This is a genomic window from Nostoc sp. EspVER01, from assembly GCF_034530635.1.
Lineage (GTDB): Bacteria > Cyanobacteriota > Cyanobacteriia > Cyanobacteriales > Nostocaceae > Nostoc.
This window is the reverse complement of record NZ_JAVRCS010000040.1, coordinates 1-18,820: the sequence shown is the minus strand read 5'-3', so window position 1 is coordinate 18,820 and position 18,820 is coordinate 1. Positions and strand designations below refer to the sequence as shown.

At 38.9% G+C, this 18,820-nt stretch carries 14 protein-coding genes; 4 read left to right on the top strand and 10 right to left on the bottom strand.

Annotated elements, in window-relative coordinates; genetic code table 11:
- Positions 1-13: 13 nt before the first annotated feature.
- The 7 genes from RMX69_RS24675 to RMX69_RS24645 all read right to left on the bottom strand — a co-directional run bounded on the left by RMX69_RS24675 (position 14) and on the right by RMX69_RS24645 (position 11,620).
- Positions 14-5,632: an ATP-binding sensor histidine kinase gene (locus tag RMX69_RS24675; RefSeq protein WP_289798367.1), complete on the bottom strand. Its 5,619-nt coding sequence runs from the start codon at positions 5,630-5,632 to the stop codon at positions 14-16.
- 476 nt (positions 5,633-6,108) lie between these two features.
- Entirely contained in the window at positions 6,109-7,320 is a 1,212-nt protein-coding gene (gene cbiE / locus RMX69_RS24670) for a precorrin-6y C5,15-methyltransferase (decarboxylating) subunit CbiE (protein WP_322639011.1), read from the bottom strand.
- Positions 7,321-7,366: 46 nt separating this feature from the next.
- Positions 7,367-7,771 carry a VOC family protein gene (locus tag RMX69_RS24665; RefSeq protein ID WP_099100244.1) on the bottom strand — a complete coding sequence of 135 codons (405 nt, stop codon included), beginning with the start codon at positions 7,769-7,771 and terminating at the stop codon, positions 7,367-7,369.
- A gap of 18 nt (positions 7,772-7,789) precedes the next feature.
- Complete coding sequence (locus RMX69_RS24660) at positions 7,790-8,386, bottom strand: tRNA-(ms[2]io[6]A)-hydroxylase (RefSeq protein ID WP_289798365.1); 597 nt, start codon at positions 8,384-8,386, stop codon at positions 7,790-7,792.
- A 100-nt stretch (positions 8,387-8,486) separates the two neighbouring features.
- Complete coding sequence (locus RMX69_RS24655; RefSeq protein ID WP_322639010.1) at positions 8,487-9,356, bottom strand: polyphosphate kinase 2 family protein; 870 nt, start codon at positions 9,354-9,356, stop codon at positions 8,487-8,489.
- 373 nt (positions 9,357-9,729) lie between these two features.
- Entirely contained in the window at positions 9,730-10,206 is a 477-nt protein-coding gene (locus tag RMX69_RS24650; RefSeq protein ID WP_289798363.1) for a hypothetical protein, read from the bottom strand.
- 151 nt (positions 10,207-10,357) lie between these two features.
- Positions 10,358-11,620: a proton extrusion protein PcxA gene (locus RMX69_RS24645; RefSeq protein WP_322639009.1), complete on the bottom strand. Its 1,263-nt coding sequence runs from the start codon at positions 11,618-11,620 to the stop codon at positions 10,358-10,360.
- Between the two features lie 427 nt (positions 11,621-12,047).
- Here RMX69_RS24645 and RMX69_RS24640 point away from each other — a divergent pair, with 427 nt between their 5' ends.
- Positions 12,048-13,217 (top strand): tetratricopeptide repeat protein, encoded by a 1,170-nt coding sequence (locus tag RMX69_RS24640; protein WP_322639008.1) that lies wholly within the window; start codon positions 12,048-12,050, stop codon positions 13,215-13,217.
- A 302-nt stretch (positions 13,218-13,519) separates the two neighbouring features.
- Entirely contained in the window at positions 13,520-13,777 is a 258-nt protein-coding gene (locus RMX69_RS24635) for a hypothetical protein (RefSeq protein WP_322639007.1), read from the top strand.
- 423 nt (positions 13,778-14,200) lie between these two features.
- Here RMX69_RS24635 and RMX69_RS24630 read toward each other — a convergent pair whose 3' ends face one another.
- Positions 14,201-15,367, bottom strand: a complete 1,167-nt coding sequence (locus RMX69_RS24630; protein ID WP_322639006.1) for a pyridoxal phosphate-dependent aminotransferase — start codon at positions 15,365-15,367, stop codon at positions 14,201-14,203.
- Positions 15,368-15,539: 172 nt separating this feature from the next.
- On the opposite strand from RMX69_RS24630, the gene RMX69_RS24625 reads away from it, so the two are divergent.
- Positions 15,540-16,208 (top strand): ribonuclease T2 family protein, encoded by a 669-nt coding sequence (locus tag RMX69_RS24625; RefSeq protein ID WP_322639005.1) that lies wholly within the window; start codon positions 15,540-15,542, stop codon positions 16,206-16,208.
- Between the two features lie 290 nt (positions 16,209-16,498).
- On the opposite strand, the gene RMX69_RS24620 is transcribed toward RMX69_RS24625, so the two are convergent.
- Complete coding sequence (locus tag RMX69_RS24620) at positions 16,499-17,581, bottom strand: class I fructose-bisphosphate aldolase (RefSeq protein WP_322639004.1); 1,083 nt, start codon at positions 17,579-17,581, stop codon at positions 16,499-16,501.
- A gap of 364 nt (positions 17,582-17,945) precedes the next feature.
- On the opposite strand from RMX69_RS24620, the gene RMX69_RS24615 reads away from it, so the two are divergent.
- Positions 17,946-18,263: a hypothetical protein gene (locus RMX69_RS24615; protein WP_289798356.1), complete on the top strand. Its 318-nt coding sequence runs from the start codon at positions 17,946-17,948 to the stop codon at positions 18,261-18,263.
- 220 nt (positions 18,264-18,483) lie between these two features.
- On the opposite strand, the gene RMX69_RS24610 is transcribed toward RMX69_RS24615, so the two are convergent.
- The coding region (locus RMX69_RS24610; protein ID WP_322639003.1) for a hypothetical protein at positions 18,484-18,820 on the bottom strand (337 nt) is incomplete at its 5' end.

Below are 18,820 nucleotides of genomic sequence, written 5' to 3'. Positions count from 1 at the left end.
TCGTTAGCTTGTCTTATTGTTGCAGTGGAATCTCAATCACAAACTCAGTCCCCTCTCCCAGAGTGGATTCACAGCTTAACTGACCCTTGTGTTTGTCTACTACCACTTGATAGCTAATTGATAACCCCAACCCCGTACCACTTCCTACTGCCTTAGTGGTAAAAAATGGATCAAATATTTTCTGCTGCACCTGTGCAGTCATCCCATAACCGTTATCAGCAATCCGAATCTTCAACGTGTTTACTTCTCCTAATTCAGTACGAATACGAATCTGAGGATTTTTCCTTGGAGAATCTTCTCCATTGTTGTAATCCTCTAAAGCATCGATCGCATTACTTAAAATATTCATAAACACTTGGTTGAGTTGACCAGCATAGCAAAGAACATCCGGCAGTTGTGCGTATTCTTTAAAGACCTCAATCTCTAAGCGATCGCTCTTTTCCTTGAGTCGGTGCTGCAAAATCATTAGAGTACTATCGATGCCTTCATGGATATTGACAGGCTTCATTTCCGATTCATCTAGACGAGAGAAGTTACGTAAGCTCAGAATAATGTTTCGGATACGAGAACTTCCCACCTTCATCGAGTCGAGAACCCTTGGAAGGTCTTCTGTCAGGAATTCTACATCCATTTCCTCGATTTTTTGCTCTACTATTGCTGAGGGATGGGGATATTGTTGCTGATAGATATTAATCAAATCTAGCAATTGTTGAACATAGTCACTAGCGTGAGTAATATTACCATGAATAAAATTGATAGGGTTATTAATTTCATGGGCAATTCCCGCCACCATTTGCCCTAATGAAGACATTTTTTCGCTTTGGATTAATTTACTTTGGGTACTTTGTAATTCTTCTAGGGCTTCTTGCAAATGCTGATTTTTTTCGTTAAGTTCTGCTGTTCTTACTACCACCCTTTCCTCTAATATATGACTGTACTTCTCCAATTGCTCATTCGCTTCAGCCAAATTATTGTAGAGAATGGCATTTTCTAAAGAGATTGCAGCTTGGATAGTTAAGAGCTTGAGAACTTCTAAGCGATCGCGTGTAAATGCTCCTGTCGTTAAATTATTTTCTAGATAAATCAGTCCCAGCAATTTGCCCTGGTTAAGCATCGGAATACATAATATGCTCTTTGGCTCCTCACGGTTAATATAACGATCTACTGCAAAAGAAGCTTTCGCTTTAATGTCATCAATTACTAATATTTCTTGGGTTCGTTTGACATAATTAATCAAAGAGATAGGAACACAATCACTAGATTCTAAAGGAATAGATAAAAACTCTGTGTGAGTATCTCTAAAAGTAGAACCAGGACTAATTGCGGCAACAGTTAAGTCTAAGTTATTAACTTCACTCAATATCAGCACACATTTTGAAGCCCCTGCATTTTCCATGACAACTTCCATTAAAGTAGAAAGAAGTGCCTCCAGTTCAATCTCTCCAGACACTGCTTGAGAAGCTTTAATCACAGTTCCCAAATCTAACATATCTGAAATACTAGTGTTGGAGCCAATCACAGTTTCATTCGTAATCAGAGTAGATTTATTGCTCAGTGTAGATAGGTGTAGACTCAGTTCAGGTAGATTTTTTTCACTGCAAGAATAGCTAGTTTCTTCTTGCTGAATCATCGGCAGAAGTAATTCGGAATAGCGTTTTTGCAAGTCGTAAACTTTCGCTAATGCTCCCCAACGAACATAGCAATAGTAGGCATCAGTGAGATAGAATTGGGCAATTCTTTGTTTACCCCATTTGAGATAAAATATAGCTGCTAATTCGCAAGCAAGAGCTTCTTCGTTAATGTAATCATTTTCTTTGGCAAGAGAAATAGCTTTCTCATAATTATCTATCGCTTCAAGATATTGACCAAGAACTCGATGCCGTTCTGCCTCTACTAAATAAAATTTATGTAAGTGGTTCATGGGAGCCTGATCTCCCCAATTTTGCATTTTTTTCTGATTTTCTGTCACTCTATGCAGGATTTCTTTTTGTTCAAATTCATCGAAATCAGCATATACTGCTAGATGCGTTAATGAATCATAGAAATAAAATTGAGCAGTAACAAACATGCCGACACCAGCATATAAGTACTTTTCTGCCATGACAGTATTTTTAAGAGCTGGAGAGTAATCAGCCAACAGATAACATACCTGAAGTTTGCAGAAATATAGGAAAAACAGTGCGACTCCATCTTTAGCTTTCAGATGAAGTGGTAGCATTTTCTCTTCATCATAAGCTGTACCAATTAAACTCTGCGGATTTTGAACATCTCCTAGCAGATTCAAGATTGTTTGCCGAAATATTTCATTCCAATAAAATACTCTTTCTTGCTTTATTTGCCTAATGGTCTTGCTATATACTTCTATATCTTGTTCAAGTTTTATTAGTTCATGACCTGTGAAGTATGCATGTTGAGAGTAACCATAAAGAGCATAAGCTGCAAATTCCATATCTCCTACTTCGAGATTAGTCGTATAAGACTCAAGTAAGGGTTTCAATGTTTGCTTTAGATGCTCTTTCCAATGTCTGACAAGGTGATTAAATGTTTCCATAACCTTGCCAGTTACTTCTTTTGTTTTAAAATTAGGCAACAAACTATCAGCTAGTTTCCCAAATTTATATCCAGAATCAATATCTCCTATTACCCCACACAACATTACTCCATACATCACATACGCAAAAGCAGACAAAGGAGAATTACCAAATTTGATCGATAAATTGATCTGTTTCAGAATAATAAACAGTAATAATTCCGGCGCAACTGTATAAGCAAGACCAATTGAACTAGATAGAATACGCATGATTATCAGTGGTTGCGCTTCTGTAATTTCCGGCAGTTCAATTAAGTCTTGAATAGACCTATTAGCCAACTTTGCAGATGTTGTCTCTATTGCTAACTGAATATCTGATTGGCTAGGATTTGTAGGGAACTCTACTCCTAAAGTTTTCAAAAATGTTTTTGCAATATGGACAGCTTCTAGTTCTTTTCCTTGTGCGCCATAAGACTGTATTTTAACTTCATAAGCTTTCACTTTATCTAGTGAAGTTTTCGCTTTTAGCAACACAACCTGGACAAATTTTTCTGTATCTTCAAAGTCACCACTGAGATATGCCGCTTCTGTTGCCGTATTATACAAAGCTAAGGTAAGATCGTATTTAGTATCCCAACTATCATCTGCTAGTAGCTCAATTCCAATAGTTAAATACTTCAGTGCCGATGAATAAGCTGTTGATACTAAAGCTTTACGTCCAGCCATCAGACTCATTTCAGCTAACTCATTACGTTTAGCTTGATGGGTAACAAATTCGGCTGCAATATTGAAATGATTGACAAGCTCAAAAATATTTTCTTCCCGTTCGGCAACTGTTGTGTTGTTCAAGAGAAGCAGTCCAATTTTTAAGTGTATTTGCTTGATTTGGTCTTTGGGAATTAGAGAATAGGCTGCTTGCTGAACTCTGTCATGTACGAATTTATATTTTGGTAGTTGGGCATTAGTAAGTGATAAATTTTCCGATTCTCTAGTTGAAAAGCTTAATAGTTGTCTGTCATTTTCTGGTGTAAAATTATAACCATCTTTCTGAGGTATAATCAGTCCTTCAAGTAATGCTTGCCATAAGTCAGATGCAGTATCTATTAAAGATTTTTCATTAACAAGTGATAATGTTTTTAAGTCAAACTCATTACCAATACATGCAGATATTTTCAAGACATTTTGTACATTTTGGGGCAATTTTCCTATTTGTATGCCCATAAACTCTACAACATCATCTGTAAGAGATAAGGTTTTAATTTTGGTAATATCGTACTTCCAATGACCTGCATCAAAATCTAATTCAATTAGTCCATCATCATATAATAGTTTGATAAATTGGGATGCAAAAAATGGGTTCCCTTTCGTTTTGAAAAACACCATTTGAGTCAGAGGTACAGCAATGGTTTCTGGACAACGTAGTGTATCAGCAATCATCTGATTTAAATCAATCTGACTTAAAGGTGAGAGTTTAATTGTATTAATTACTGCTCCTGCTTTGGCAATTTCTTGTAGTGTCAAATGTAGCGGATGTAGATTTGACACTTCATTATCCCTATAGGCACTAATTAGTAGCAAGCTCCCTTGACTTTCATATATATTCTCTTTATCTTTAGCAAGGGAAGAAGAATTTCCATCCATTAATAATTGAATAAACTTCAAGGAAGCCGTATCTGCCCATTGCAAATCATCTAGAAAAATAACCAGAGGATGATCTTTAGTAGTGAAGACCTGGATAAATCTCTGGAACAATAAATTAAAGCGATTTTGAGCAGCGCTACCAGCAAGTTCAGCAGATGGAGGTTGTTTGCCAATAATTATTTCAAGTTCAGGAATTACATTAATGATTACCTGAGATTGCGTACTCAATGCCGATAAAATTTTGGTTTTCCACTGTTGAATTTGGGCGTCTGTTTCGGAAAGTATTTGACTAATTAAATCTCGCAAAGCTTGCACCAATCCTGACAACGGGATGTCACGTTGGAATTGGTCAAATTTTCCTTTGATGAAGTAACTACGCTGTCTGGCAATGGGTTTGTGGACTTCATTAACCACAGCAGTTTTACCAATCCCTGAGTAACCAGAGACTAAAATCATTTCCGTGCTTCCCTTTGTCACCCGGTCAAAAGTAGTGAGGAGAATTTCAATCTCTCTTTGACGACCATAAAGTTTTTCAGGAATGGCAAAATGATTTGAGATATCCCGAATTCCTAATTCAAAGGCTGTAATATTTCCTGTCTCTTGCCATTGGTTTTGACATCTCTCCAAGTCATACCTGAGTCCATGAGCGCTCTGATATCGATCTTCGGCATTTTTTGCCATCAGCTTGCTGATAATATCAGATAAAATTGTAGGAATATTGGAGTTAATATGACTGGCTTTTGGCGGTTCTTTGGCAATGTGAGAGTAGACTAACTCCATCGGTTCAGTAGTACTAAATGGTAACTGCCCTGTCAGGAGTTCAAAGAAGGTGATACCCAAGGAATAAAAGTCGGTACGGTAGTCTATCCCTCGATTCATGCGTCCTGTTTGTTCAGGGGAAATATAAGCTAGAGTACCTTCTAGGACGTTGGGATTTGTGAGAAATTGAATTTCTTTTGGTAATAGAGTCGCAATGCTAAAATCGATGATTTTAGTCTTACCTGTTATCGGATGAATTAAAATGTTAGCGGGTTTGATATCTTTGTGAATTATGCGATAGTGATGTAACTGTTCTAAAGTTGCACTAATTTCAAGTGCAATATCGAAAAACTCACTCAATGAAACAGAATTATTTCCTTTTTTCTGCTCTTCTTGCTGCCAGAGATTAAGGGCAATGCCACCAAAATCTTCCATTACTATCACATATCTATTGTGATATTTTTCTAGGTTTATTGGCTTGACTATGCCTGGGATTTCAAGGTTTTGGGTAATGGTGTATTGATTGTGAAACTGATTAATTTCAGCAAAGTTAGGATCTTCATTACGCATCAGTTTTAAAATAACTGATTGCCGATCTTTTTCTCTGATAGCTCGATAAACTAAGGTTTTTTTACCTGAATATAGTTGCTTAATAATGCGATAGCCAAGTATAGGAAATACTTTATCTGATTCTACTAACATTGCATTTAGTTATGATAATTTTCTTTCTATGGTTTAGTATACCCAGAGCATAGTAGCTACTATCAGTGAGTAATGGAATTTTGTAAGGTGTTAAAAAGTAGGGTTATTAATAACCGATTGGTAGCAGATTGTAAGTAACTGAGGTATAGGAATATCAGTGTATTAACGGGTAATGAGCGGCTATTTATGTTTAGTTTCTTCAAAAAGCTAAAATTGAAAAATGCTGCGATCGCACATAAATATTAGATATTTTAACCGCAGACAGATATTCATTTTGCTGTATCTAGAGTAGAGAATATACTCACAATTGTTCATAGTTTTGACAGCAAGATACATTTTACAAATTATACTGTGTATAACAAAATGAGAATTTACGTAAGTTATCACCAAATTACAAAAGCGATGTCTGCGACAAGACGTTCGCGTAGCGTCTCCGACAGGAGAAGCGTCTACGCACTCATAACTTTATTCAATTTTTAAGGCTTCACTACTACCCATTGCGTCACAGCCGCCATTGCTCGCCAACCCAAAAATTTACCAATAGGTTCCGCCCGCTGAATGGCAATACGAGTTAAATCACCACCGACTTGTTCATGCCATTGAAATAAAGTTTGCTCACCCTCTACTGTTACAACATTGGCCACCAAACGTCCACCCGGCCGCAGTGCTTCCCAACAAACATCAAAAAGTCCCGTTGCTGTAACCCCACCACCAATAAAAATGGCATCTGGTGCTGGCAAGTCTTTCAGGGCATGGGGCGCTTTCCCTTCAATAATTTGCAGATTTGGAGTACCAAGAGTGGCGGCGTTATCGGCAATATATAGTAGTCTAGAAGAATTTTGTTCGATCGCGATCGCTCGACATCGCGCATTACTCCGCATCCATTCAATTGAAATTGAGCCGCAACCCGCGCCCACATCCCACAATAATTCTCCTGGTGTGGGTGCTAAAGCTGCTAGGGTAATTGCCCTAACTTCACGCTTCGTTAATTGTCCATCGTGGTGGTAGGCTTTATCTGGTAATCCTGGCAATCTTGGTAATGGGATAACCCCAGTATCAGCAATACAATCAACTGCGATCGCATTCAACACTGCAACTTCAGTTTCACTCCAAGATGCAGCCGTACCTTCCACAATTCTTTCATGAGCGCCGCCCATACGCTCCAATACGGTGATTTTACTGCCACCATAGCCGCGATTTGTCAAAATTTGAGCAACAATGGCGGGTGTGTCTTTGCCTTCACTCAAAATCAACAGCCGCGCTTTTGGATAGATGTAAGACTGGAGTATGGAAGATGGACGACCATTCAAACTCAAGGTTTCTACCTCAGTTAAAGACCATCCCACCCTGGCACAGGCGAGGCTGAAGGCTGAAGGTGCGGGGATAATCGTCATTTCAGAGACAGGAATTCGCCGCATCAAGGTGACACCAATGCCATAACACATCGGATCGCCGCTTGCGAGTACGCAGATTGACTGCCCCCGACGCTGGATGATTTCGTCTACAGAAGTGCTAATGGGAGATGACCAGACTAGTTTCTCACGTCCATCGTCTGTAGGGAGCATTGCTAAATGGCGATCGCCTCCCACAATTACTTGAGCTTGATCGATTAAAGAACGAGCGATCGCACTTAACCCCTGTAATCCATCTTCCCCAATGCCAACAATAGAAAGCCATTTTTGTATCATGCTAATTCATGATTAATTACTTTATAACGTTGTTGGCAGCGAATTTTTAACTGATAATTCCGAGATTGTTGTAGATTTCGATCAAATTGCCATCAGGATCGCGCAAATGAGCTGTGCGGATTCCCCAGCTTGGGCGATCTTGTGGTTGAGTCACAACAAGCGCATTTTGCTCCTTTACTTGCTCATAGACCTCATCCACATTATCCACTGCCAAAATCAAGGCAATTTTATCTCGATTGACAATGTATGAAGGCTGTTCGATTCTTGGGACTACTTCAGCCATTAATTCTTGTTTGAGCAAACCCAGCTTGAGATATCCGGTATTAAACTCAGCATATCCGCTATCTTCATCGCCCCAATCGACATCAAATTTCAGCAGATCCCGGTAGAACAGAAAAGAATCTTTGTAATTGGAGACAAGCAGTCTCAGGTGTGTTAGCTGAAGCTTCATATCTGTTGGGTTAGTCTACTAACTGTGAATTCTAGGTTCTGGATGCAAAGTCGCCAGCAACTCGCTTTCGACAATTGCTAATTCATCAAGCCGCTGCATGACAATTTCTTTGTCGAAATAAGTAGCAGCTAAAACCCAATATATACCGTAGTGACGCGCTTCGGACGCCATTAGCCCACGATAAAATTTTGCTAACTCTGGCTCTGGACAGTGAGCAGCTAATAGTCCCAGGCGCTCGTGAGAGCGAGCTTCAATTAAACCAGTGACTAGTAAGGAATCCAGAAATCGTTCAGGTTCTTTGGGGCGTACAGTAGCTCTTAAACCCGCGCCATAGGGAGGTGGTGGTAGGGGAGCTAGGGGAATATTCCGGCGTTCTAACCATTGGTTGACTAGCTCAAAATGTTCTAGTTCTTCGCGGGCGATCGCAGTTAACTCCCGTACCATTTTAGTATTGGAAGGGTAGCGAAACATCATGTTCAACGCTACACCTGCTGCTTTGCGTTCGCAGTGGGAGTGGTCGAGTAAGATGATATCTAAATTAGCGATCGCTTGTTCAACCCAAGCAGAACTAGTGGGCTGTTTCAGGGCGTTGATAGTCGTTAACTGAGTAAGCACAGAGTCAAAAAACTCCAAAATTTTAATTTGGCTGAGTATCGTAGCAAATTGATTTTAGCGGAATATTGTTTGGACAAAATTTACCCATCAAATTCACAGGTTAATCTTCCTGCTCTAGAATACGTTTTGCCTCCAAAAGTTGCTGCTTATGTTCCTCACTAACTGTTGGGTATTGCAGATTTAGTTCTTCTAATTTTGTGCAGATAATATTGGCAACAGTCAGGCGTGTAAACCATTTGCGATCGGCAGGAATAATATACCACGGCGCCCATTTAGTACTCGTATTATTAAAAACCTCTTCATAAGCATTCATATAATCATCCCAAAAAGCTCGTTCTCGGACATCATTATCTGAAAACTTCCAATTTTTATCAGGAGAGTCAATCCGTTCTAAAAAGCGTTTTTTCTGCTCTGATTTAGAGACATTTAGAAAAAACTTCAGAATAATTACACCATTATTAACCAAATATTTTTCAAAGTTATTGATTTCTTCAAAACGCTGTTTCCATATCTTATTTCCATTAGGGAAGCGAGGAAGCTGTTGTTTCTGAAGCATTTCTGGATGGACACGCACCACTAGCGCTTCTTCATAGTATGAACGGTTGAATATGCCAATTCTTCCTCTTTCTGGCAGAGCTTTCATTGAGCGCCACAAGTAATCATGGTCTAATTCTTCTGCACTGGGCCCCTTAAAACTAAACACCTGAAATCCCTGCGGATTAACACCAGAAGTTACGTGTTTAATAGTGCTGTCTTTGCCAGCAGCATCCATTGCTTGAAAAATAATCAACAGAGCATAGGTGTTTTGAGCATAGAGGATATTTTGGTAATTAGCTAGTCGTTCAATATCTACCTGTAATTTTGTTGCAGCATCAGTTTTTTCATGAAAATCAGTTTTATAAGCTGGGTCATAGTTTTTTTTCAGAGAAATCTTTGAACCTGGTGGAACAATGAAAGCATCATGATTCATGTATAAAATCTCTTAGCAACTAATTAATACACAAACATATTTTGAAGTGTTAATTACTGAAAGTTATTATTTATTAATAGCAATAATTCAGTATCCAAGATTCAGGAGTCAGAATTGAACGGTAATTTAGAATAATTCCTATATTTATTCACTAAATTTTATCCTGATTTTTTAACTATTATAGCAATCCTATTTGATTTGTGAAAATGCACGGTATCCAGATCCCCGACTTCTTCGAGAAGTCGGGGATCTAATTTTTCACAAATGATTTAGGATTGCTATATGCGTTATCCAGAAATCCTGTAGAGAGTAGCACTGCTACCTCTCTACATTCTTTTTCATTCATCTCTCTGTGACAAAACTTAGTTACGAATTACTTGCGTCGTTTTGGCATAGGACGCATTGCTTCACGTCCCAAGATAAACATCCCTGTGATACCTAAACAGACAAACCAAATATATTGATACCAATATTGCCGAATCGGCACAACTGTACTGGTTTGTGGATGCAATGTGTTTAAGTATAACAGCAGCACCAATATCATGAGCGCCCCAAAACCAACAAGGCTCAAGCCAACAAAAATTCGTGCAGGACGCAGTTCAAAATCACTAATAGTATTTAGGTCAATTTCTGCCAGTTCCTTAAAGGAGTCATCTGCCAAAGATGAAGTTGCTTGGAATCTATTGCTCAGTTTTAGTGGCAAAATCGGCGACAGTTTCGCTACAGTTGGGCGACGAAGTAAAGCCTCAGTATCTCGCAGCAGTTCCAGCGGCTTACGGGTAGTAGTTGGTTGAGCAAACTCTATGTTATCTGTAGGAGTTGAGGCATTAACTTTGCTTTCAAAATCCATAGTATACTTCGGAAAAACCAGGATATACATAGCCTAGCGAATCAAAAGACAAATGCGTGAAAATAATTTGTAATTTGTAATTAATTGATTTCTGGTAAGAAATATATTCTTTACTCAAAGTAAGTGAATTTGGGCGTTGGATAATTACCAATTACTCGTCCATCTCTTTTAATGTAGCTAATGACGATGGAGATAAACGACTGAGATAGCGGAATATCCAGTATTTAAAGATAGTGTTTAAAATTACAGGAAATGTCGCAATAAAGAAAAAGATTACATTTCTACTGGCTGGTAGACCTAAATGTTCTGCCAATCCCGCAAGAAGAACTTCCCACCCATCTGGTGAGTGAAATCCTACAAATATATCTGTAAATAGAATAATTAAAAAAGCCTTAGCACTATCACTGAGACCAGAGACAATGGTATCCATAAAAGACTTAAGAATTACAATTTCTCTTTTGCTCATGGCGATAACTATACCAAAAGCAAAGAGTGATATTAAATCAGCAAAAGCATTACTAATACTACTATTACTTTTTCTACTAAATTCTTCAGAGATTTCAATTGCTTTACTTTTGATTTTTTCTTGTGTTAGCTCTGAAGAAAGTGGTGGTGCTTGATTAAGAAAATATTCAAATCTCAGTTCTTCTTGAAAATTATGTAATTCATGGATAGCTTCTTTTTCCATATCAGAATTAATGAAGATTTGAGTTGCATTATCTCCTCTAACCCTTTCTAATATTGGAGTTACTATAAACTCTTTAGATAAATATTGACTTAAAAGCGGTACAAGAATGAGAATTATCAAAAATCGCAGGGAAATTATTGTTCTACCTTTAGAAATGCGATAATTCCTAACAAACTCTTCTTCTGTCTGCGGTGCAAAATCTGCTTGAATTTTATTAATTCTTCTGCCAATAGAACTATTACTCAGTCTACTTTTTGGAATTGGAGCTTTAACTTGAGTATCATTTATTTTAGATGAATTTAGCTGTTTTTTTATTTCGTTATCATTGATTTTTAAAGGCTGATAAGTTGGCACTGAGGGACTATTATTAATTACCTCATCTTTGATAGCATATTTCTCTACTACTTCATCAACAACCTTCAATTTTTCTAATAAAACAGAATTAGAGATATTGACAATTCCGCGACTAAGCTGGAATTCTGCAAGCCTGATCTTAATAATAGTTAGGTTCTTATTAAGGTATACTTGCCAGTAAGACATTACATTTTCAGTATAATTTACTGATTTTAAAGATATTTTTTTGTTATCAAAATGTTCGTTCTCAATGTTTTTAATTCTCTGAGCTGCTTCGTAAGCTTCTAAAAGTGCCCTTTCTGGTGTATTTGAAAACCAACGGTTCAGCGATCGCAAATATTTTTGGAATGTTCTGGTAAGTGAGTTTTTCATTACATATATGACTTTTAGATAATGTGTATTATAGTTATATAATCATAAAAAATGGGTAATAACAGCTAAATAATTAGTCCAATCCAGATTCAGGTAATACTCCCTGATGCGATGTCTAGAAAGGGCTACGTCTACAATAGCAATTTTATATTACCTGATAAAGTCAGATGGATCGGCATAGATTGACACTGGTTATTTATATTGACAGTCTATCCATTACACTGTCATTATTGACACCATCTATCAGTGTTTATGCTCGATAGAGAAGCTTTGATTGTAACATTTCATAATCGAGGCAAATTTTCCACTATGCAGAGTTTATCACTGTTAAAGGGAATAGGAAGTAACGATGTTGCTTTCTCATCTCCCTTCCCTCTATTCACTACTCCCCACTCCCAAGTTTTAAATTATGAGTTTGAGTCTATGCATGATTGTGAAAAACGAAGCAGCAACACTGCCTAAATGCCTGAGCAGTGTGAGAAAAGTAGTGGATGAAATGATAGTCTTGGATACAGGCTCAATCGATCGCACTCCCAATATTGCCCAACAACTCGGTGCAAAAGTCCATCATTTTAAATGGTGTAATGATTTCAGTGCTGCCCGCAATGCAGCTCTCAAATATGTCACTGGTGATTGGATTTTAGTATTGGATGCTGATGAAACTCTGACTCCTGAAATTGTACCGCAGTTGCGAGAGGCGATCGCTAGAGATGAATATCTGCTCATTAACCTCGTTCGTCAGGAAGTTGGTGCAGAACAATCTCCCTATTCTCTGGTTTCCAGGCTATTCCGCAATCATCCAGATATTCGTTTTGACCGTCCTTACCATGCCTTGGTAGATGATAGTGTGTCGGAAATTTTAACCAAAGAACCCCACTGGCAAATAGGTTATTTACCTGGGGTTGCACTTGTACACACAGGATATCAAAAAAGTGCGATCGCTCAAAATAACAAATATGCCAAAGCCACTACAGCGATGGAAGGGTTTCTCGCAACTCATCCCAACGATCCCTATGTTTGCAGTAAATTAGGGGCGTTGTATGTGCAAACTGGGAAAATTTCTCAAGGTATGGATTTGCTCAGACGAGGAATCACCGTTGCTGAAGACAACTACGATATTTTATATGAACTCCACTATCATTTAGGCATTGCCTACAGTCGGTTGCAAAAATCCCCACAGGCGATTTCTCACTATCAAGCTGCCATCAAATTGCCAATTTATCCGATGCTCAAACTAGGAGCATACAACAACTTGGGTAACTTACTCAAAGCAGCAGGAGATTTCAACGGTGCGAAAACTGCTTATACTACAGCTTTGAAAATAGATCCCACTTTTGTTTTTGGACATTATAATTTGGCGATGACATTTAAGGCTTTGGGTTTATTTGCAGATGCGATCGTATATTATCAACATGCAATTACCTTAAATCCCAACTATGCCGAAGCATATCAAAATTTAGGGGTAGTGTTGCTAAAAATTGGCAATCATCAAGATAGTTTAGCAGCTTTTAAAAAGGCGATCGCCCTTCACGAAAGGTATAATCCCGAAGAGGCGAAGAGGCTACGCCAAGGATTGCAAGAGATGCAGTTGATATAGAGGTGAGGGCAGAGGGGCAGAGGGGCAGAGGGGAAAAACTTACTGCAACTCACTGCTCCCCTACTTCCCTACTCCCCTAGTTCTCCCCGATTGTTACCTAATCTAAAAATATCAGCCCAAAAGTTGAAATCAAAACTTTTGGCGGTATCAAACTTTTCATTATTTTATGAATGAAGAAATAAAGTTATTTCGTATATTTTGTTCATATCCGGTGATGTTGGCAGCATAATTGCCTTCACGGGCATAATTCTTTAAAGAATACGACAACGTAAATGCAATAAGTATTTGAGGAAGTAATATCTATGCTTAAAACCCATCTTATTCACACCGAAGCTGATTATCGTGCTGCACTTGATGAAATTGAAAGATTGTTTGATGCAGGACTCAATACACCAGAGTTTGATCGCTTGGAAGTTTTAACTACGCTTGTTAAAGCATACGAGCAAAGGTATTATCCAATCGAAACACGAGATCCTATTGAAGCAATCTTATATTATCTTGAATCCCGTGAGTTGTTTTTAGATGACATGGAGCCAATGAAACAAGCGATGTTTTACTAAAAACCTCTTGAACTTGAGCTTCAGAACTCGGAACTTAAGCTTCAGAACACGAAACTTGAGCTTTGGAACACGAAACTTGAGCTTTGGAACACGAAACTTAAGCTTCGGAACACGAAACTTGAGCTTCGGAACTCGGAACTTGAGCTTCGGAACTCGGAACTTGAGCTTCGGAACTCGAAACTTGAGCTTTAGAACATGAAACTTGAGCTTCGGAACATGAAACTTGAGCTTCGGAACACGAAACTTGAGCTTTGGAACTCGGAACTTGAGCTTTGGAACTCGGAACTTGAGCTTTGGAACACGAAACTTGAGCTTCGGAACACGGAACTTGAGGTTTAAAAATGAACTCCACCAGTTCTGAGTCGAAAAGGTGGAGTTAAATAGTTGGAGAATTGATAAATTCTCCTCACAAATGACAACCAACTAAATACGCGACTTGACAAATTTCTCTAATCTATCCATTCCCTTTTCAATCGTCGCCATATCTGTGGCGTAGGAAAGGCGAATGTTGTTATCAGCGCCAAAAGCAATTCCGGGAATGACAGCAACTTGATGTTGTTCCAACAAAGCGTCACAAAATTCTAGGGATTTTAGACCGGTTTTGCTGATATCAGGGAACAGATAAAAAGCGCCATCTGGTTTTGCGGTACTCAATCCGGGAATAGCGTTGAGTCTGTCTAGCATTACCTGTCGGCGTTTGGCGAAGGCTTGGCGCATTTCTTCGACACAATCTTGAGAACTTTGTAGCGCTGCGATCGCACCATATTGGGCAAAGGTACACACGTTAGATGTACTATGTCCTTGAATGGAACTCGCTGCTTTAATAATTTCCACAGGCCCCGCTAAATAACCAAGTCTCCACCCAGTCATGGAATAAGCTTTCGCAAACCCATTACTAATCAAAGTGCGGTCAAAAATTTCCTTCCCAAGAGAACCGATGCTGATATGTTCTGCACCGTCGTAGAGAATCTTTTCGTAAATCTCATCAGAGACGACAAAGATATCTGCATCAACTACTACCTGCGCCAGTGCTTTGATTTCATCTGGCGTGTAAACCATCCCTGTAGGATTAGATGGAGAGTTGAGGATAAATAACTTCGTCTTCGGCGTGATTGCTTTACGGAGTTGTTCGGGAGTAATTTTATAACCCGTCGTTGCATCTGTGGGCACAATTACCGAAACTCCACCGACCAAAGTTACCATTTCGGGATAACTTAACCAGTAGGGTGCAGGGATAATTACCTCATCACCTGGATCGATCAATGCCACCATCAAGTTGTACAGAGAATGCTTCCCGCCATTGGTGACGATGACATTCTCAGACTTGTAATCAAGACCATTATCATTTTTGAGCTTATGGGCGATCGCTTCCCTTAACTTTGGTTCTCCGGCTGCTGCACCATACTTGGTTTTGCCTTCATCCAAAGCTTTGACTGCTGCGGCTTTAATATGCGCTGGGGTATCAAAATCTGGTTCTCCAGCGCTAAAACTACAAACATCTATTCCTTCCGCCTTCAGTGCCTTAGCCTTGGCTGCGATCGCTAAGGTTAATGAAGGTGTTACCTGACTTACTCTTGCTGCCAGCTTCATTCTTACTATTTTTTGGCAAATCTTTCACTTATCTAAGGATATCCCAGAATCCCTACCAAGATTTGCCTTTTTTGAATTCGTTGCTGATGGTAGATTGGGAAGAATTCTCGATCCTTGACTCTTAACAATGTATTGCATATAACTTGAATTTTAGTGGAAACTAACTGTTTTTATGCAATTCAAGAAACTTTTCATCGCATCTTCTCTATTAATTACTAGTCTTTTTATACCTAATGCTGCCATTGCTCAAAATCGCGGTACTCCGGGTAAATTTGATTTTTATGTACTGACGCTCTCTTGGTCGCCAGATTATTGTGCGACAAATGGCACTCGCGATCCACAGCAGTGCAGTTCTGGCAAGAAACTTGGTTTTGTATTACATGGTTTATGGCCGCAGTACCAAAGAGGTTATCCTGCTAATTGTTCCACCCAAAAATTACCATCGGAAGTAAAGCGGCAGTTTCCCAATTTATATCCTAGTAATAAACTTTACGATCATGAATGGGAAAAACATGGTACTTGTTCGGGGAAAACTCCTGCGGAATACTTGGGATTGAGTAAAAAGTTAAAAGATGCGATCGCTATTCCCGCAGCTTATAATCGTCCTGCAAAACCATTGCGTACCACAATTACAAATTTTAAAAATTCATTCGTGAGTGCGAATAATCAAATTAGTGCTGATGGTGTAGCACCTTTTTGTTCTGGTTCGGGAAGATTTTTGCAAGAAGTCTTCTTTTGTTATTCCAAAAATGGTAAACCTGGTATTTGTAGCGCCGAGATTTTGAAGCGATCGCAAAAAAGTTGTGGTCAACCAGATTTTTTATTGAGAAATGTTAGATAGAAAGGGGATTAGGTGACAGGTGATAGGCAATAATCTGTACTCTATTCCCTTCTTCACTCCCTAATGCCTAAGAGGATGTCTGAAAAGTTTTTTGTATACATCTAACCCTTAGAGATCCCCCTAAATCCCCCTTAAAAAGGGGGACTTTAAGACTCTTATTCCCCCCTTTTTAAGGGGAGCCAGCGCGGTCTTCTCCCAAGGGGAGACGCCAAGGGCGATGGGGGTTTTCCCATAGCGACTGGCGTGGGTTAGGGGGGATCAACCAATATTTGATACTTCTCAGACATCCTCTAAGCGATCGTCACATCTGGCGATAAATAAACATCCTGAATGGTATGAAACAGTTTCACACCTTCCTCAAAGGGACGTTGGAAGGTTTTTCGCCCAGAAATTAATCCTGAACCACCAGCGCGTTTGTTGATTACGGCGGTGCGAATTGCTTCGGCGAAATCATTTTTACCAGTCGCGCCACCAGAATTAATCAACCCCACACGCCCAGAGTAGCAATTCAGTACTTGGTAGCGAGTTAAATCAATTGGGTGATCGGTTGTCAGTTCTGTGTAAACCCGCTCATCGGTTTTGCCGTAACTCTTACCACTGGCTTTGGCAATTGCACCGTAACCATTGTTATTTTCGGGTAACTTTTGTTTGATGATATCGGCTTCAATTGTTACACCCAAATGATTTGCCTGTCCGGTGAGATCAGCCGCAAGGTGGTAATCTTTATCTTGTTTAAAAGCGTTATTCCGCAGATAGCACCAGAGAATTGTTGCCAAACCCAGTTCATGGGCGCGTTTAAAAGCTTTGCTGATTTCTTGAATTTGTCTGGTAGAATTCTCCGAACCAAAGTAAATTGTCGCACCTATCGCCGCCGCCCCTAAATTCCAAGCTTGTTCGACATCAGCAAACAATACTTGATCAAATTGATTGGGGAAAGTTAGCAATTCGTTGTGATTGATTTTGGCAATAAAGGGAATTTTGTGGGCATATTTCCGTGATACGATGCCTAATGTTCCCAAAGTGGTAGCAACAGCATTGCAATCTGCGGCGATCGCTAATTTGACAATATTTTCTGGGTCAAAGTAAATTGGATTGGGCGCAAAAGACGCGCCAGCTGAGTGTTCAATCCCTTGGTCTACTGGTAAAATCGAGAGATATCCTGTGTTTGCCAGACGACCAGTAGAGTAAAGTAAATGGATATTACGCAATACTTGAGGATTGCGATCGCTGTTGAGCCAAATTCGATCTACAAAATCTGGCCCCGGTAAATGTATTAAATCCTGAGAAACCTTTGCTTTGTAGGTAAGCAGGTCTTCAGCCTCTTTACCTAGCAATGACTCAATAGAATTAGCCTCTTTGAGCGTTGTAGTCATAGTATTATCCTCAAAAAATGAGCAAATGACCTTGCCTTTAAGATAGCATTTCTAATATTGCTAACTTAGTTGTACGGTCATTAATTATGTGTATTCTTTTTGAATATAGAGCAATCTTCTTTTATAAATGAAAACCAAAAGGCTGAGATTCCCCACTTATTTCAATAAGTCAAGAATCTTGTGATGAATGATTAAGTAAGGCTATACTACCGGAAGTATTCACTAAACTTTCGGGATTGAGGTTTTTAAGTTCAGTTACCAATATCAAACAGTACAATCATACTATCTTGGAATATAACTTAAAATTGAAAACCCATTTTTCCTCGATTTAGGTAGTAATTTTGAACAGAATAAATACAATTCTATGAGTAAGTTTCAAATCGATATCGACTTCAGCAATATAGATTTAGCTTCTCTTGAGACAGAAGAAGATTTTCAACGAGAGGCAAAAATGTTACTCCCAAAGGCACTCATCAAACTAGGTGAAAGTGTGGGTGAAAAGACTTGGGAAGAATTACAGGAAAAGTTGCAAGGAAATGGAGGTAAACTCAAATCTTCTCCCAGCGAGAAACGTAGGTTTATTCAAGAAACCGGAAGAACTTATCAACGAAATGCTAGTAATAGAGAAAAACAAGAGCTGGAAGAATATATAGTAGATCAATTACGCCAGCACAAGCGGTAAAGATCCACCTAAGCGTGATCTACGTGTATTCTAACTTCTATTTTGATTAGGGTGCTTTAGCCTTTGGCGTAATCCACAACTGTACTAACTTCTAGTATTCAAAATCGTTCAAGGAGTCTTTGATACTATATTGTGTTCAAAGAGTCTTTGATACTCGTGTTTTACTCTGTCTAGTTTTTAGACTTTTTATTACGTTGAACTCAGGTTATTCAAAGTCAAATTACGAAGCAATCCTCCCCGATGTAAAGCTTGTATTATCGTATTTCCACGCACCATTTTCAACATAATAATAGTAGAGATATCCATCTGTACCCCGGAAGAATACTTCTGAATGACTTCGTTGAGGTGCATATACAGCAGTTATATCACCAGAAACTTGCGACGCTCTAAAGCTTGTATTATCGTATTTCCACGCACCATTTTCAACATAATAATAGTAGAGATATCCATCTGTACCCCGGAAGAATACTTCTGAATGACTTCGTTGAGGTGCATATACAGCAGCAAAAGTGTTGAATGTTAAGAGAAATCCGATAAAAACAGCCCAAAATATGTTA

What these genes read in the sequence shown, in the direction of transcription:
- RMX69_RS24675 (WP_289798367.1), bottom strand. Translation starts at nt 5,632, where the DNA reads ATGTTAGTAGAATCAGATAAAGTATTTCCTATACTTGGCTATCGCATT.
- cbiE (WP_322639011.1), bottom strand. Translation starts at nt 7,320, where the DNA reads ATGATACAAAAATGGCTTTCTATTGTTGGCATTGGGGAAGATGGATTA.
- RMX69_RS24665 (WP_099100244.1), bottom strand. Translation starts at nt 7,771, where the DNA reads ATGAAGCTTCAGCTAACACACCTGAGACTGCTTGTCTCCAATTACAAA.
- RMX69_RS24655 (WP_322639010.1), bottom strand. Translation starts at nt 9,356, where the DNA reads ATGAATCATGATGCTTTCATTGTTCCACCAGGTTCAAAGATTTCTCTG.
- RMX69_RS24650 (WP_289798363.1), bottom strand. Translation starts at nt 10,206, where the DNA reads ATGGATTTTGAAAGCAAAGTTAATGCCTCAACTCCTACAGATAACATA.
- RMX69_RS24645 (WP_322639009.1), bottom strand. Translation starts at nt 11,620, where the DNA reads ATGAAAAACTCACTTACCAGAACATTCCAAAAATATTTGCGATCGCTG.
- RMX69_RS24640 (WP_322639008.1), top strand. Translation starts at nt 12,048, where the DNA reads ATGATTGTGAAAAACGAAGCAGCAACACTGCCTAAATGCCTGAGCAGT.
- RMX69_RS24635 (WP_322639007.1), top strand. Translation starts at nt 13,520, where the DNA reads ATGCTTAAAACCCATCTTATTCACACCGAAGCTGATTATCGTGCTGCA.
- RMX69_RS24630 (WP_322639006.1), bottom strand. Translation starts at nt 15,367, where the DNA reads ATGAAGCTGGCAGCAAGAGTAAGTCAGGTAACACCTTCATTAACCTTA.
- RMX69_RS24625 (WP_322639005.1), top strand. Translation starts at nt 15,540, where the DNA reads ATGCAATTCAAGAAACTTTTCATCGCATCTTCTCTATTAATTACTAGT.
- RMX69_RS24620 (WP_322639004.1), bottom strand. Translation starts at nt 17,581, where the DNA reads ATGACTACAACGCTCAAAGAGGCTAATTCTATTGAGTCATTGCTAGGT.
- RMX69_RS24615 (WP_289798356.1), top strand. Translation starts at nt 17,946, where the DNA reads ATGAGTAAGTTTCAAATCGATATCGACTTCAGCAATATAGATTTAGCT.